At 52.4% G+C, this 14,904-nt stretch carries 9 protein-coding genes; 3 read left to right on the forward strand and 6 right to left on the reverse strand.

Features of this window, described 5'->3' with window-relative positions; translation table 11 throughout:
- From ICL07_RS27885 to ICL07_RS27910, 6 genes are all read right to left on the reverse strand, one after another.
- Nucleotides 1-3,579: a DOMON domain-containing protein gene (locus ICL07_RS27885; protein ID WP_188091355.1), complete on the reverse strand. Its 3,579-nt coding sequence runs from the start codon at nt 3,577-3,579 to the stop codon at nt 1-3.
- 14 nt (nt 3,580-3,593) lie between these two features.
- Nucleotides 3,594-5,765 (reverse strand): T9SS type A sorting domain-containing protein, encoded by a 2,172-nt coding sequence (locus tag ICL07_RS27890; RefSeq protein WP_188091356.1) that lies wholly within the window; start codon nt 5,763-5,765, stop codon nt 3,594-3,596.
- 32 nt (nt 5,766-5,797) lie between these two features.
- On the reverse strand, nt 5,798-7,192 hold the full coding sequence (locus ICL07_RS27895; RefSeq protein WP_188091357.1) for a RagB/SusD family nutrient uptake outer membrane protein: 1,395 nt from the start codon (nt 7,190-7,192) through the stop codon (nt 5,798-5,800).
- A gap of 11 nt (nt 7,193-7,203) precedes the next feature.
- On the reverse strand, nt 7,204-10,536 hold the full coding sequence (locus tag ICL07_RS27900; RefSeq protein ID WP_188091358.1) for a TonB-dependent receptor: 3,333 nt from the start codon (nt 10,534-10,536) through the stop codon (nt 7,204-7,206).
- Nucleotides 10,537-10,785: 249 nt separating this feature from the next.
- Nucleotides 10,786-11,991: a FecR family protein gene (locus ICL07_RS27905; RefSeq protein ID WP_188091359.1), complete on the reverse strand. Its 1,206-nt coding sequence runs from the start codon at nt 11,989-11,991 to the stop codon at nt 10,786-10,788.
- 90 nt (nt 11,992-12,081) lie between these two features.
- Nucleotides 12,082-12,717, reverse strand: coding sequence for an RNA polymerase sigma factor (locus tag ICL07_RS27910; protein ID WP_188091360.1), 636 nt, complete (start codon nt 12,715-12,717; stop codon nt 12,082-12,084).
- Nucleotides 12,718-12,744: 27 nt separating this feature from the next.
- Here ICL07_RS27910 and ICL07_RS27915 point away from each other — a divergent pair, with 27 nt between their 5' ends.
- The 3 genes from ICL07_RS27915 to ICL07_RS27925 all read left to right on the forward strand — a co-directional run bounded on the left by ICL07_RS27915 (nt 12,745) and on the right by ICL07_RS27925 (nt 14,760).
- Nucleotides 12,745-13,635, forward strand: a complete 891-nt coding sequence (locus tag ICL07_RS27915) for a hypothetical protein (RefSeq protein ID WP_188091361.1) — start codon at nt 12,745-12,747, stop codon at nt 13,633-13,635.
- Nucleotides 13,636-13,673: 38 nt separating this feature from the next.
- Nucleotides 13,674-14,105: a preQ(1) synthase gene (locus ICL07_RS27920; protein ID WP_188091362.1), complete on the forward strand. Its 432-nt coding sequence runs from the start codon at nt 13,674-13,676 to the stop codon at nt 14,103-14,105.
- A 184-nt stretch (nt 14,106-14,289) separates the two neighbouring features.
- Nucleotides 14,290-14,760 (forward strand): cold-shock protein, encoded by a 471-nt coding sequence (locus tag ICL07_RS27925; RefSeq protein WP_188091363.1) that lies wholly within the window; start codon nt 14,290-14,292, stop codon nt 14,758-14,760.
- Nucleotides 14,761-14,904 lie beyond the last annotated feature (144 nt).

Genomic DNA, 14,904 nt, shown 5'->3' on the forward strand with positions numbered 1-14,904 from the left:
CTACTTTTCTACACCAAACTCTACTTCATTGGACCAGTGCACTTTCCAGTCGGGATGAAAGGCACGGGCATTTTGTTTGGACACGCTTCGTTCTTTGGCCAGTTCCATACAGCTGCCAGGGGCGCCGTTATCATTCACCCGGAAGGAAAGTTTTATCCGCTCACCATTGTCAACAGCTGCTTTTACATCGGGTATCTCTTCCCAGGGGATAGCGCATTCGGTGATGACGGTATTGCCTTCCCGGCGAATCACCAGTTTACCTTTGGTAACGGGTCCCTCCTTATCGGATTTCGGCTGCCTCGGGAAAAAGTGTTTCCGGTTAAGCCCCGGTACCAGTAACCGCCATATTTCGGTACCACCGCCATATTGCGCGGCTACGGGGTTAAAGGCATATTCATAGTCGGTACATTTATAGCCGGTATAGCGGGGCATGGTACCCGGGGGATTGGCCAGCATACCGTCTTTACCTTCGGGGATCACGTTAAAGGCCAGTAATACGTTGTCATACGAATACCCTAATCCTGAGTTATCCGGTGTGACCGGATTTTTCTGATAGGTATAATGCCGTACACCGGCCGGCCATATCAGGGGTTCTTTCATCTCTTTGTGGGCGGGTGCCAGGGTAACGCCTGCGGGCAGGGCGGGGCCGGCGCCCACAATATAATGTCCTGACGCGCCATAGACGTTTTTCCAGTTGCCTCGGGTATCAAAATCTTCTTTTACAAAAATGCTGTCGGATGTTGGCTTGTCAAACATCAGCGCGGCCAGTTTGGGTGTATACCACCAGGCGTTGGCATGCAGAATGACACGTATATCGCCTTCCAGGCGCAGCACTTCCCAGGCGCCGCCCCAGAGGTTGGTGAGGGTACGGCGGAACAGGTATTGCCGGGTTTTGTTGTCATACACTTCCAGGCGCAGGGAAGATACTTTCAGCGAGGGCAGATACAAAGCTACCTGCGTTGGCTGCGGCAGATGCAGGTCCACTCCGAAGGAATTGGTATTGTCGCCGCTTTCCCAATAGTGCAGGATACGGCCGTTGCCTTCCGGTAATTGCAGTGCAGCGGCGTCTGTGGCGGGGGCGCTGTTTTCCTTGATCACAAGCGACTGCTGCATGTCCAGGATATAAGCGGTATCGGGATAAAAGAACTCGTCATCGGGGCGCTGCGCAAAACGATAGGTTCCCGGATGAGGCGTGCTGTCGGCCACCTTGGCGGCGAAGTAGAAATAACGATCGTCATGGGCAAAGTACCCGTTGGCATACCCGTTGGCGTTAGTATCGAAGTTTTTGAACGGGTACCAGGCTGCTTCGGTAACACTCACCTCGGCGGCGCCTTTGCTGCTGACGGTTTGCGGCAGGGCATCCTTCCAGTCATCCAGCCGGCCATCTACGTTGATGCGTAGCCGGGAGATAACGTTCACGTGCATATCTTCATAATGAGTAGCCATCCCGTCCGTGCCGGCATTAAAATGCACCGCAAGCGGATAGGTATTGTTGGCGGCGGCTATACCGCCGGTGATCTTCACCGGAATGGTACGGGTTTCATGCGGTGCAAGGGAAACGGTATCGGGGGCGGATACACGCAGTCCCTGTAAGGTAACGGCCAGCTTTCCTTTGACCGGGCGGTTCAAAATATTGGTCAGCTGTAAACGCATCACGGACGATGAGGAAATGCGGGAGGTCATGTCTTTGGCGATGATCTCCACAGGCGCGTAACCTTCTATACGGGCGGCTTTTACCGCAGCCAGCAGTTTGTTGAAGGAGCCTTTGGAACCGTCGGTACGCAGGTAATAACCCTGACTGTTGAGTGGTATCTCCAGCTGATCGTTAGCCGGGGCAATAGGGTTACCATAAAAATCATACAACCGGAGATAGGCCGCCGCAGGCAGTATCATGCGGCCGCCGCTAAGCGGACGGTATTTCAGCAATTCCTGTTGCAGACTGTCGGCCTGCGGACTACCGGCGGCAATGGCGGCCCTGATCTTTTCTTTATCAGTCACTTCATTAAGTCCTCTTACGCCGCGAAACAACACCCTCTCCGGACCAAAAGCTTCCCCGATATCACCGCTGATGACAACTGTACCGTCATCCGGACGCTGTGGTGCATCAAACACCATCACCCAGGGCAGTCCGTTGGTAAACAGCAGCTGCCGGAAATCACGTTCGCCTACCAGGTGCTGTACTGCGCCCAGGGCGGCGGCCTGAGACCAGGTGTCGGGAATACGGGTAATGGTTTTGGTTCCTTCGGGCGTCCGTACGGACTGGGTGAAATGTTCGCTGCCCCGGCCGCCGCTATACATGTAACCGGCGTATATGCCCATGGAACGGTCGTAACCGGAGGAGCGGTTGGTGGCAACGGTAAGGCCTATACGATCATCCGTATTGCCCACCCAGCTTTCTGTATCCCAGATCTTCACACGGCCCCTGGACGATTGGCGGTTAACCCACTCCGGATAAATGGCCGGCGATTCCATACCCTGGTAGTGGATAGAGCAGAAATCGAAAACAGGCAGGAAAGTCATTTTGCCGTCGGCAAAAAGTTTATCCCAGGCGTTGGAATTAGAGTCGCCGCCGCCTACCAATACGTCAGCCCCTTTTTTACGCGCATCCAGTACGGCCTTGGCCATTACGCTGTATATCTCCCGGTAGCGCAAAATGTCTGACTGCCAGCCGGAGATAGAGGCGCCCTCCCAGGGCTCGTTCCATAACGATACGGCTGTCACCGGTCCTTTAGGCCAGCCGTATTGGGTACACAGGCGGTTGACGAACAATTGGAAATCGGCATCGGACGAAGGGGCCCATACAAAATCCTGTTTGGTCTTTTTCATCACGTGATTGGAGTCCAGGAAGGAGCGCGGCATGCCCAGCGGCAAAGGTGCTGTGCCGGCGCCAAACATCAGCAGGATGGTAATATTTTTGGATTGGTACTCTTTAATTTTGGCATCCAGTTCGCGCATTTTCTGCGTATAGTCCGGTGCGTTAGTAGGCGTGTAATCTACGCCCATACGGATAGCCTGCACGCCTACACGCTGCAGGAAACCGGCGCCCATATCATCGAGCGATTGTTTGGGATACTGCAGCCGTTGCGGGTTGGCGGCGAAAGTGCGTACCAGGCTGGTGATCATTCTCCGGCCATATTTACCCAGGTCCATCACCAGGGCATACCCGCCAAAACGGGCGGGTATGCTGGGTAAATGTTCAAGATTGAGATAACCGCCGGCGGGAATATTAACCGTCACCGGCGTGCTGGTTACCGGGCCATGGGAGATCATTTCGGGCAGCCAGATGTCGCCAGGCATGCCACGGGTGCCATAAGGGATCATTTCAATATGGCCGGTGGTTACCATCGGCTCGTTCAGCCGGTTCACTACCTGTAACGTATAGGAAGGTTGTTCACCCGGCCACAATACGTTACTGGGACAGGAAGCCCGTATCACGCTCACATCATAGTCATAATGACGCTGGTTGGTTTTTACCCCCAGTACATCTTCATAGTGTACCCAGTCGGCCGGCGCTTTCATTTGTGCCATACCGTTATACCCGCTGCCGATCAACAGCCCGAGTATCCATAAATATTTCATTCCTTTTTACTTTTTTATAGCTTGATGAATTTCTGTTGGCCGAGTACCTTACGACTGGCAGCATCCATGATGCGCAATACATAGGAACCTGGCATTAAACCAGCCACATCGGCCTGCATTTGGCCCTGGCCGTTGGCTTGCATGGTTTTGACGGTTTTTCCGGAAAAATCAAAAATGTCGAGTGTATAACCTTTGGCAGCTGTTTGTTTCAGGTCTATGTACAGTGTTTTGTCCACCGGATTGGGAAATATCCTGAAACCGGCATTGGCATTCCTCGAAACGAGTGTAGCCGTAGCTGTTGTAACACTATCGGACGTAGCCGGCGCGGTGGCGGGCGTCCAGCGGTACAGCACTACCTTGTTGGCATTGTAGTCGTCTTTGGTGATCAGGTATTCTCCGGTACTGCGGTGATATGCTTTGATACCATATTGGGAATCCACATCGTTGCCTACGTATACAGCCGGATTGCTGGTGTTCATGGTAAGTACCAGTGCGCCGGTACTCAGGTCGAACACATCGATATCGGGAATGGCGTAGTAACCCACAAAAAGATAGTTACCGGCAGCCGACATGGATTTGGCCTGTGCACGGCTCAGCGTAATCACCAGGTTAGGAGTGCGGTTTCCCGCTTTCCAGCCACGGTATACTTCTATCCGGTTGCCAATCAGCGTCCAGTCTGTATTGCCACCGGCCAGCACCATCATATCGCTGGCGGGAACATATTCGATCCTGTTCAGCCGCGCAATAGACGCGGGTGTTGGCGTAGATACCACCGGACCATATATAGGTTTGCCGTTGGCTGCAAAGCCCGTCAGCGGATAATGCTGGATAGCATCTGTCTTATCCTGCGAAATCCAGATATCCCCGATGGAATCCAGGCAGAAACCATTGCGTACTTTGCTGATGGTGTCATTTGGGATAGCGATGTAACCATCGGTCGCTTCATTGAAATAATAGGTATAAAATATATCGGCATTCTGGTTGCAGGCGATGAGGATCTTGTGCCCGCCCACGTTTGCCAGGTGTCCGAAATGTTCGCCACGCGCATGGTCCGTCATCTGTATACGGGCATCCAGCGGGTAGCGGTACGGGTCTACGGTGTTGGCTACATAAGTGCCGCCATCGGTACCGGTGTAGGAATAGATGATGTTACCGCTGTAAAAATAAGTCCCGTCGCTGCCGGCATCGGCGGAGGCGTTGCCTTCGAAGTTGAGCGCCTGGAGCGTCCACAGGAGATTACCGGCATTGTTGTAGCAATGAATGTCTGTAGCGCCGTTTCGGCCCAGGTCCCAGGTGCCTCCCCAGGGATTGTTGAGTACGTACAGGTTACCGGCGGCATCGCGGCTGATACCTGCTACACGGGTAAACCGTTTATCGCCCGTGGCGCCCCTGATACCGCTGCTCTGGTTCAGGTAACCTCCCTGCACGCCAAATGTGCCGGACAGTACAGGCGTTCCCGTTAGGTTGCCGTAGATTTTGATCTGCATATCCGGTCCCTGGTCGCCGATCAACAGCTGGCCCCGGATACTATCGGCATATAATGCGGACGGCCTTGCGCTGGCGCCCAGTGAGATGGTAGTTCCCGCTACGCCGGTAGTATCGAAACTCAGCACTTTGCCCTGGTAACGCTGCGCTACCCATAGCCGGCCGCTGCTGTCTATGGCTACTGCGCCCGGACCGGCCACCGGCCACTGCCGCAACTGTACGCCGCCGGTAGTGAAAACAACAATACGGTTTCCACTGGAATCGGCTACGTATACACGTCCTGCTGATACGGCAATGCCGCCAATAACGTCGCCGGTGGTGCCGGCGCTGGCAGCAAACAACAGGTCGCGCACTTTGGTGGCGCGGTTGTAACGGCCTACTTTGCCACCATTAGGCGTTTGCTGGGCGGTGAAAATATAAGTGGCATCACCTCCTATAGCACTGCCCTGCGATTCTTTGTTACCGCCCATAGAGCCCAGTGTGGCGCCGTTCTGGTAAATGCCGATGTTGCGGCCTTTTTCGTCCCACATGGCAGCGGTATATACCACACCCTGCGGCGATACCCACATGGAACGGGCGCAGTTGCCGACATGGTTGTTCACATCGGAAAAATTGTTGCCCATCCAGGTGGTGGTATACTGGCCGTAGCTGCTGGCAAAAGCCAGCAGCAAGCCTGATAATACGGTAGATGTTTTTTTCATATAGATGGAGTTTGAGGGTGAAAAGCATATGCTTAGTAGCCGTGGTTCTGCTGCAAACGCGGGTTACGTCCCAGCTCCCGCAGCGGGATAGGCCACAGCGTCTGATCGGTGCTGATGCCCAGTACGGCGGTAGCGCGACCGGTACGTGCCAAATCATAGAAACGATGGCCTTCAAAAGCCAGTTCCTTCAACCGCTCGGTTTCTATGGCAACGGTGAGGTCGGCAGCCGTTTCGCCGGCCTGTGGAAAATCGTAGGCGGAAGGAGCAGTGGTAGGTTGACCATAGGCACGGCGACGGATGATATTCAACATTTCAACGGCATCAGCATAATTACCCAGCTTATCCAGCGCTTCGGCTCTCACTAAGATGATATCTGCCAATCGCAAAGCAATGATATTTGGCTCGGTACCATTGGTAAGCCGGATGAATTTGCAGACATAATTCACCGGGGTAGTGCCGGCGGAAGTGCCGACGGTAGCGCTTTTACGGATATCGCCGGTGGGGTAGAGGCTCATCATCTTACTGGTAGGCGTTACCTGGTAGCCGCCGGTCTGCTGACCGGCAGGGATACCGTTAACGGGCATATAAAAACTATACAAACCATTCGCCTGCGCCGAAGAGCTGACATATTGTATTTCAAAAATAGACTCAGTGCTGTTTTTACCGCTGACGGTAAACATATTATTATACGCTATAGCGCCATTCACCAACGCATACACGGTGCTGTTCATCACATCCTGCGCTTTAACAGCGGCGGAGTCATACTTTTTGATGCTGAGGTAAGCCTTAGCCAGCAAAGCTTTGGCGGTACCCTGCGTGGCGCGCCCACGGGTATCTGCCCCGGTAGGGTAACTGGTAGGTAACGAAGATTCCGCGATGCTCAGATCGGCGATGATCTGCTGAAAAACTACGTCCACGGGTGAACGCTCAATCGTGAAATCCGCGTTGAAGGAGTTGTACGGCTGCGTTACCAGCGGCACGGGACCGTAAGCCTTGATCAGGTTGAAATAAAAATAGGCCCGCAGGAAACGCGCTTCTCCCAGCAATTCCTGTTTACGGTTGCCGGTAAAAAGACTGTCTCTCATACCCGGCACATTTTTCAGCAGATCATTGGCCCTGCCAATGCCGGTATAGTTGTTCTGCCAGTAGGAAGCAACGATGGGATTGTCCACCGGGATACCATGCTGGCTAAACGGTGCATAGTTGATCAGCAACGCAGTGGCGGCGTCGGAGGCGGCGTCAAAGGCGAGCGGGAACTGCTGCGCAAGGCTCTGCACTGCCGGATAAATGCCCACGGCGGCGCTTTCTGCATCGGCGGCGGTAAGCCAGAAGTTGTCTTCTGCAATGGTGTATTCCGGCGTCTGGTCCAATACTTTGGTGCAGGAAGCAAAGGCTATAGCGAGTAAAAAGATGCCTGTTTTTTTCATGTCTGGTCGCTTTAGAAGTTCAGGTTTAATCCGGCCATAAAGGTGCGTGGCTGTGGTTGTACGGCCCAGTCGATGCCCAGCTGGGAGTTCTTAACGGACTGGTTCTGTGATTCGGGATCATACCCGGAATAGTTGGTGATCAGGAAGAGGTTTTGTGCGCTGACATACACCCTGGCACTGCTGATACGCACGCGTTTCAACATGGCGGTGGGAAACGTGTAACCTACTGTCACATTTTTTAAGCGCAGGAAGGAACCGTCTTCCACGAAACGCTGGGATACTTCGCCGTTGGTGAGACTATTAGGCACCACGGGATCGTTGAAGATGGCCTTGGGTACGTCGGTCTGCGTGTTGGTGGGTGTCCAGCGGTTCAGCGTTCTGGCGTCCCCGTTATTGTAGCTGCTCATACGTTCCAGCATACTGCGGGTTTGGTTGTAGACCTTGTTGCCATACGACCAGTAAAAGAAAAAGCTGAGGTCTACTCCTTTATAGCTGAAACTGTTGGTGAGGCCACCGGTAAAGTCGGGCAACGCATTTCCCAGGATTACGCGGTCGGCTGCGGTGATCTTACCATCTTTATTAATATCGTCATAGATCATATTGCCGGTGGCAGGATCTACGCCTTTATTGCGGTAGCCGAAAAAGGAACCAACGGGCTCGCCTACACGGAAAATACTGGTCGGCTGACTGGTATAAAAAGAACCGGGTAAACTCTCTGTAAAGTCCGAGCTGGACGGGTCGCCGGCCACAGTCTCCGGCAGACCGGTGATTTTATTGCGGTTAAAGTAGAGGTTGAAGTTGGTGTTCCAGGTAAACTTACCCCGGATGTTTTCTGTGTTGATACCTATTTCCAGGCCTTTGTTCATGAGTTGTCCGATGTTGGCGCCGTTGGTACGGTTAAATCCGGAGGTATAGGGTAGTTCGAGTTTAAATATCAGCCGGTTGGTCATTTTGCGATAGGCTTCCACGGTAACATTGATGCGGCTATCCAGGAAACTCATGTCCAGCGCCAGGTTGGTGGAAGTGGTGGCTTCCCAGCTAAGGTCGCGGTTGGAGAGGGAGGTAGGGGCAATCCCGGCGGCGGCGCCGTAGTTATAGCCTGTGGAGTAGGTGGCCAGTGAGGGAAAGTCGCTGCCGAGACCTTCGTTGTTACCGGTAACACCGATGCTGCCACGCAGTTTCAGGTCGGAGAAGAAATGCTGGTCCTTCATAAAACCTTCATTGATGATGCGCCAGCCTGCGGAAATAGAGGGAAAGAAGCCGTATTTTTTATTGGCGCCGAAGCGGGAGGAACCATCGGTACGCAGTACGCCTTCCAGTAAATAACGATCGTCAAAGTTGTAGCTCGCTCTGCCGAAATAACTCACCAGTCCCCATTGGGAGCGATAGTCCAGTGGTGAAGACAGGTTGGTGAAGCCGGTCACTGCCTGGATGATATCGGTAGAATTGGTATTACCGGAAACGCTGATGCGACGTACATTGGCTTCCTGCGCACTTTGTCCCAGTAAAACAACGAGTTTATGTTTACTGTTCCGGAGTGCGGGCGTATAGGAAAGTGTGTTTTCATTCACCCACAGGAACTGGGAGAACACAGATACAAAGCCGGTGGCAGGCGATTGGTTGTTGACAATCTTCGACTGGTAACGGTCGTCGGTAACGTGTTGGTTGTCGAAACCAAAGCTGGTCCTGAATTTCAGGCCGGGGATGATCGTGTATTCGCCGTAGAGGTTACCGATATAACTGTCCACGATGGACTGGAACCGCAGTGAGTGTGCAATCATCACAGGATTGGTCCAGTGGCGGTTGGGATCAGTATAAAAGGTGCCGTTGGGATTGTAGATCGGGTCGTTGGGATTTTCTATCAAAGCCAGCGCCAGTACGGATTGGCCGGAGAAACTGTTATCCATGCGGTTGTTGATGGAGTGTACCCCGGTGAGGTTGACGCCGATTTTCATTTTATCGGTAGCCATGAAGTCGAAGTTCGCGCGGCCGTTGAACCGTTTGAAATGCTGTACGCCTACCACGGTGCCGGTTTGATCGAGATAGCCGACAGACACGTAATGGGAGGTGCGGGGCGTACCGCCGGAAATGGACAGGTTGTAGTTGGATACCGGCGCGGAGCGGAAAATAGCATCCTGCCAGTTGGTGTTCCTGCCTGTTTTTACGATAGCCGGGTCCAGCGGCATGCCGGCATTGGTACGGGATTCATTGAAGAGGTCCACGAACTGGTCGCCGTTTAGCAGCGGTAACCTTTTAGGAATATCAGAAACCCCGGTGTACATGCTGAAGTTAAAGCGGGACTTCCCTTCGGCGCCTCTTTTAGTGGTGATGAGGATCACGCCGTTGGCGCCCCTGGAGCCATAAATGGCAGTTGCCGCGGCGTCTTTTAATATTTCCACCGATTGTATATCATTCGGGTTAATATTATTCGTAGCGGTGATCCGTTGCCCGTCGCCGGAAACGCCGTATTGTGCAGCGGGCAGGTTGCTCATCGGCACGCCGTCTATCACGTACAGGGGGCGGTTTTCTCCAAAGAGGGAACCGTTGCCACGGATACGGATATACGTTTCATCACCGGGAGCGCCGGAGTTTTGTACCACCTGTACGCCGGGCGCTTTTCCCTGCAGGGCCGCATCCAGATTGGTGACCGCAACGCCGGTCAGCTCGCTGCCTTTGATGGAAGAAACGGACGATGTCAGGTTTTTTTTCTGCTGGGTGCCGTATCCCACTACTACCAGGTCATTCAGGGAATTACTTTTTTGTTGCAGTACAATGTACAGCGATGATTGCCCGTTGACACTCACCTCTTTGGTTTCAAAGCCAACAGAGGAGCACAACAGGATGCTGTTATGTGCCGGTACCAACACCGTGTAGTTTCCCAGCGCATCGGTTGTGACGCCGGTAGTGGTGCCCTTTACCCGGACACTGACACCTGGCAGGGGTAGTCCTTTATCGTCCGTTATTGTTCCGGATACAGGCAGGCGGGCAGCCTGCACCTGGTTGTCAGGCGTAGGATTGTTTTCTTTGCGTGTCACTACCACAATCCTGTCTGTAATCTGATAGGTCAGGGAAAGCCCGTCGAGGAAAGATTTCAGCACCTGTTCCAGCTGGGCGTCTTTACATTCCAGCGATACGCTTTTATAGGATGCGGCAGATTCACCGCGCCAGATAAAGGAATAGCCCGTCTGCTGTTTCAACGTGGAAAACACTTTTTCCAGTGGTACATTTTTCAGCGATACCGTTACTTTTTGTGCGTAGCTGGCGGTACCTGCCAGTAGTAGTGCAATGGTCAGTATTACCCACAACGGCCTGGCCGTGGGAATGCGCGTGGCAAGGAATTTCATATTTTTTTACTCGTGGATTTTAAACATGAAGCAATCATAAAACGTGGACGACGATGCACACAATATTATCCCGCACCGGGGGCCCCCGGTAATTTCCGTTCCCATTGCTAAAAGCCCTGGGCTAAAAATGTTTCAGCGGATAAGTAATGGTGTTTGTTCTGGCTTTACTTTTTTTATTTGATTTTGGTTTAACCCGGTACTTCAGCCCCGGGGAAGCTTTTATCATAGATTTTTTTCGGTATACGCTGCTCAGCTTTGCGGGCCCGGCGTCACAAACACCACATTGCCCTGTATCCGGAACTGCACTACTTTGGTCAACTCCAGGGCTTTCAACAGCTGCGTGATTTCCTTATTCCTGGATATAATTCCCGAGAGTGACACTTTGCTCATGTCTCCTTCATATTTGACATCTATATTGTACCATCGCGCCACTTCCCGCATAATGGTTTGGATGTTGGTATCCTGGAAGTAAAATTCGCCGTTTTTCCAACTGAGGATTTCTTCCAGGTTAGGTTTGCTGACGTGGAAGCTGCCGCCGGGAGAGATAGTGGCTTGTTCGCCCGGGCGCAACAGCTGTTTCTCTGCACCGCTGCTCACGTTCACGGCGCCTTGTACCAGGGTGGTGCGGAGACCGTTTTCCTCCGGATAGGCCTTCACGTTAAAGGCGGTGCCCAGTACTTGTATGTCAACATGGTTGACTGTGACTGTAAATGGTTTGCGCTCATCTTTGGCGATATCAAAATAGGCTTCTCCGGTTACTTCCACCTGCCGGCTGTCGCCCGCAAAGGCGGTAGGGTAGCGGATGGAGGAAGCGGCATTGAGCCAAACGGAGGAGCCATCGGGCAGGGTTAGCCGGAACATGCAGCCATGCGGTGTTTGCATGGTGTTATATAATACAGTGGCATTGTTACCGGCTTCCGGTTGATAGGCTACCTGGCCGTTGCTGAGTTTTACGATGCGGGCATTGCCTTGCCGGGCAATGGTACCATTAGCCACGCTGTCGAGTGATACACGGGAGCCATCGCCCAGGATCAGCACCGGTTGTACGGTACCGGGAGGGACAGGGGCGACCGGTTTGCCGGCGGCGAGTATCCTTTCGTGGCGGTGCCGGGCGGCAAATTTCCAGGTGCCGGCTACCAGGAAACCGAAGATAGCGGCTGCTGCGACGTATTTAAACCAGGGCCGGAAAACAGGTGGTTTGCGCATCGGCGGCAGCATCGACAACTGGGCATCCTGTTGACGGGCTTTCTGCAGTATCTCGCCGGCCATTTCCGCAGGGTCGTAGTCGGCGGATTCTGCATAGGCCGGATTGCTGAAGGCTTCTTCCAGCAAACGGGAAAGGACGGCCTTATTCTCCCGTTCCATCGCCATTTGGCGGAAACGGTGTATCTCGGACGCATTGAGCGTACCATTCATATAACCTTTGAACAGTGCTTCAAATGATGTATCAGACATGCGGCTGCTGGTTTAAGGTCATCTGTTTTCCCTTTGTATGATGAAGGACGGAAAACAGGCGTAGGGTAAGACAGTGAAATCAAAAAAAATCTAAAAAAAATTTACCAGGAGGAGCAGTAACGTAAACACCCCCTCCGGATGGCGGTCCAGGTACTCGCGTATACTGCGCAGGGCCCGCACGATATAGGTTTGGGAGCTGACCACAGAGATATTCAGCTGCTGCGCGATCTGCGGATGCGTAAGGCCCTGGAACCGGTGAAGGATAAATACTTCCTTTACTTTGGCGGGCAGGTGTTCGATGGCTTTGCTGAGGAGGCTTTCCAGTTCCCGGTATTCCAGCCGGGACTGGGCGTCGGGCAGCGGGTCGGCTTGCAGGTGGCCGGTCAGTGCGTCCAGGTTGGTGATGCGTAATACTTTTCTGGAGAGGAAGTCCATGATCAGGTTACGGGCACATACATAAATAAAAGGGCCGGCATTGTCTACCTCGGAAAGTTTCCCGCGGTTGTTCCATAGTTTAAGAAAGATATCCTGGGAGAGGTCTTTGGCTTGTTCCGGTGAGCGGGTCAGCCGCAAAGCGGTACCATACACCTGCGGCCAGTACTGTTGTACCAGCTGCCGGAAGCTGCGTTCATCGCCGCTGGCAACGGCGAGCAACCATTGTTTTTCATTACCGTGGTCCAAAAGTGTCTTGTTGATATAACAGAGCGTAGTATGAAAATAATACAACGCCCCGGATTTACAAAACGATGTTGTATGCGTTTGTTTTTCTTTTTTTGGGGAGATATGTATCTTGCCCGTATGTTAACACTCGATGCCAAAGCCTGGCAACACTTAAGCGGACCATTTGGAATAGACGGCAGTCTGCCGGAAGCCATTGCCGGATTACAGTCCGACTACTCCAAAGAGCTGCTGGATGAAATTATCTGGGAAAAAATTTACCATCAGGATACCCTCTACGAAAATACATTCGCCACCATCCCTTATCTGCTGGAACTGGCGGCTAACAACACCGATCCGGAAACACAGATAGACATCCTCTGTAGCCTGGCTATACTCCTGGCTGCAGACGGTAACCCGCCCGCAAAGGATACCATCCCGGCTGAATTCCGGGACAATAGCGGGCTTTCACCGGAGGAGATAAAGGCTGTCTTCAATGATTACCTGCTGGCGCTGGAACGGCTGCCGGCCCTCTGCGAAACCCTGCTGCCGGAAGCCCGGGAGCTGCCGGAGGAGACGGACAAAAGCTATTTCCTGGCGGCGCTGGCAGTAGCCCACGGCCAGCGCGACTTCGCCCGGGTCTTTATCCAATATTACGAAGGGGAGGAGTATATGGCTTATTGTCCTGCCTGCGAAGCCGGTAGCCATGTATGGCCTAAGGGCGACGAGCTGCGGATCTATGCAGAAGACCCGGTGTTTCATAAAGAACAGGAAGGAGACGCTGTTACTCCGCATCCGGAGCTAATACCGGCTTGGGATGGAAGCACCATTACGGCTGCCAACCGTTACGCATGGGGCTACGATTTCCTGACACAACTCGATATGCCCGCCTTGCGGGCACGTTGGCCTTATCTGTTCGGCACTGCCCGCTGTCCTGGCTGCGGCGCGGAAATGGACCTGTTCAGAAGCATCCTGGCAGGCGTATAACATCTACCCAAAAATGTAATACCATTTAATCCGTTCATATGAGTAAAAAGCTGTACCAGCAAATAGATAAGACTATTTTGAAAGGGTTGCCAAACCCCTCTAAGGAGAAATACGAAATGAAAATAAAAGTGCCGGAATTTACTTTCCTGGGGGTGCATGAGCAACCGGATTTCGCCAAGTTATACATCACTTTTTATCCTAAAGGCAGGATCATCGAACTGAAATCGCTCAAACAGTATGTTTATCATCTGCGGGATATCATTGTCTCTTATGAACGACTCATCAATATTATGTATGATCATATGATAGAAACTTATCAGCCCGATAGGCTCAGGCTTACCCTGGTGTGTAATCCACGCGGTGGTATCAGCTCCAAGCTGGTAATTGATTCAGACTGGAAAGACCGGGGCGGGGAGGAGAAATTTAAAGATTATCCCGAGCGCGACGATGAATGGGGTATTTTGATGTAATATGATTTAGTGTAATATGATAAGGCGCGGAGGTGTACTCCGCACCTTATCAGCGCTGATCTCCACGATCAGCGGAATCATTTACAATCATGTCCATCATCGTTTTTTTTTGTATCTTCGATGTAGGTAAATGTAACCTATAAAAAAACCAAAAGGGAAACCATTTACCGGCAAACAAAAAATTATGAACAAATCAGAAAATTCCGGTAAAAAGGAAAATCTCAGTAAAAAAGAAATCGAAAAAAGAAAACTGCAAAAGCAGAGAGAAAAACAGGAAAAAAAAGAAGAAAGACAGGCGAACAGTAAAAAAGGAAAGAGCCTGGAAGATATGATGGCTTACATTGATGAAAATGGTAACATCACTTCCACTCCTCCGGACCCCAGCAAAAAGAAAGAAATTAACCTGGAAGACATTCAAATCGGCGTAGCCCGCCAATCGGATGAAGAGCCTGAGAGCCTGATCCGTACCGGCGTGGTCACCTTCTTCAACGAATCCAAAGGTTATGGTTTTATCAAAGACCAGAAAACACAGGAAAGCATCTTCGTGCATGTGAACGGACTGCTGGATCGCGTGAGGGAAAATGCCAGAGTCACTTTTGAAGTGGAAATGGGTCATAAAGGACCTAATGCCGTACGGGTGAAACTGGTGAAATAAGTCTGCCCATCGCTTCGTTTAATCATATTCCACAGCTGCTGGCTGCCAGCGGAGGTCATCACCTCCGCCGGTAGTCGGCAGTTTTTTTATGGAAGCTCCTCCCGGTGCTGTAGCATCAGCAGGTACAACAGAGAAACGAGCACC

Origin of the sequence: Chitinophaga qingshengii, from assembly GCF_014529935.1 — a bacterium.
Lineage (GTDB): Bacteria > Bacteroidota > Bacteroidia > Chitinophagales > Chitinophagaceae > Chitinophaga > Chitinophaga qingshengii.

Excerpts from the sequence above, each read along its gene's own strand:
- ICL07_RS27920 (WP_188091362.1), top strand. The coding sequence starts at position 13,674 with ATGAGTAAAAAGCTGTACCAGCAAATAGATAAGACTATTTTGAAAGGG.
- ICL07_RS27885 (WP_188091355.1), bottom strand. The coding sequence starts at position 3,579 with ATGAAATATTTATGGATACTCGGGCTGTTGATCGGCAGCGGGTATAAC.
- ICL07_RS27900 (WP_188091358.1), bottom strand. The coding sequence starts at position 10,536 with ATGAAATTCCTTGCCACGCGCATTCCCACGGCCAGGCCGTTGTGGGTA.
- ICL07_RS27895 (WP_188091357.1), bottom strand. The coding sequence starts at position 7,192 with ATGAAAAAAACAGGCATCTTTTTACTCGCTATAGCCTTTGCTTCCTGC.
- ICL07_RS27925 (WP_188091363.1), top strand. The coding sequence starts at position 14,290 with ATGAACAAATCAGAAAATTCCGGTAAAAAGGAAAATCTCAGTAAAAAA.
- ICL07_RS27905 (WP_188091359.1), bottom strand. The coding sequence starts at position 11,991 with ATGTCTGATACATCATTTGAAGCACTGTTCAAAGGTTATATGAATGGT.
- ICL07_RS27915 (WP_188091361.1), top strand. The coding sequence starts at position 12,745 with ATGCGTTTGTTTTTCTTTTTTTGGGGAGATATGTATCTTGCCCGTATG.
- ICL07_RS27890 (WP_188091356.1), bottom strand. The coding sequence starts at position 5,765 with ATGAAAAAAACATCTACCGTATTATCAGGCTTGCTGCTGGCTTTTGCC.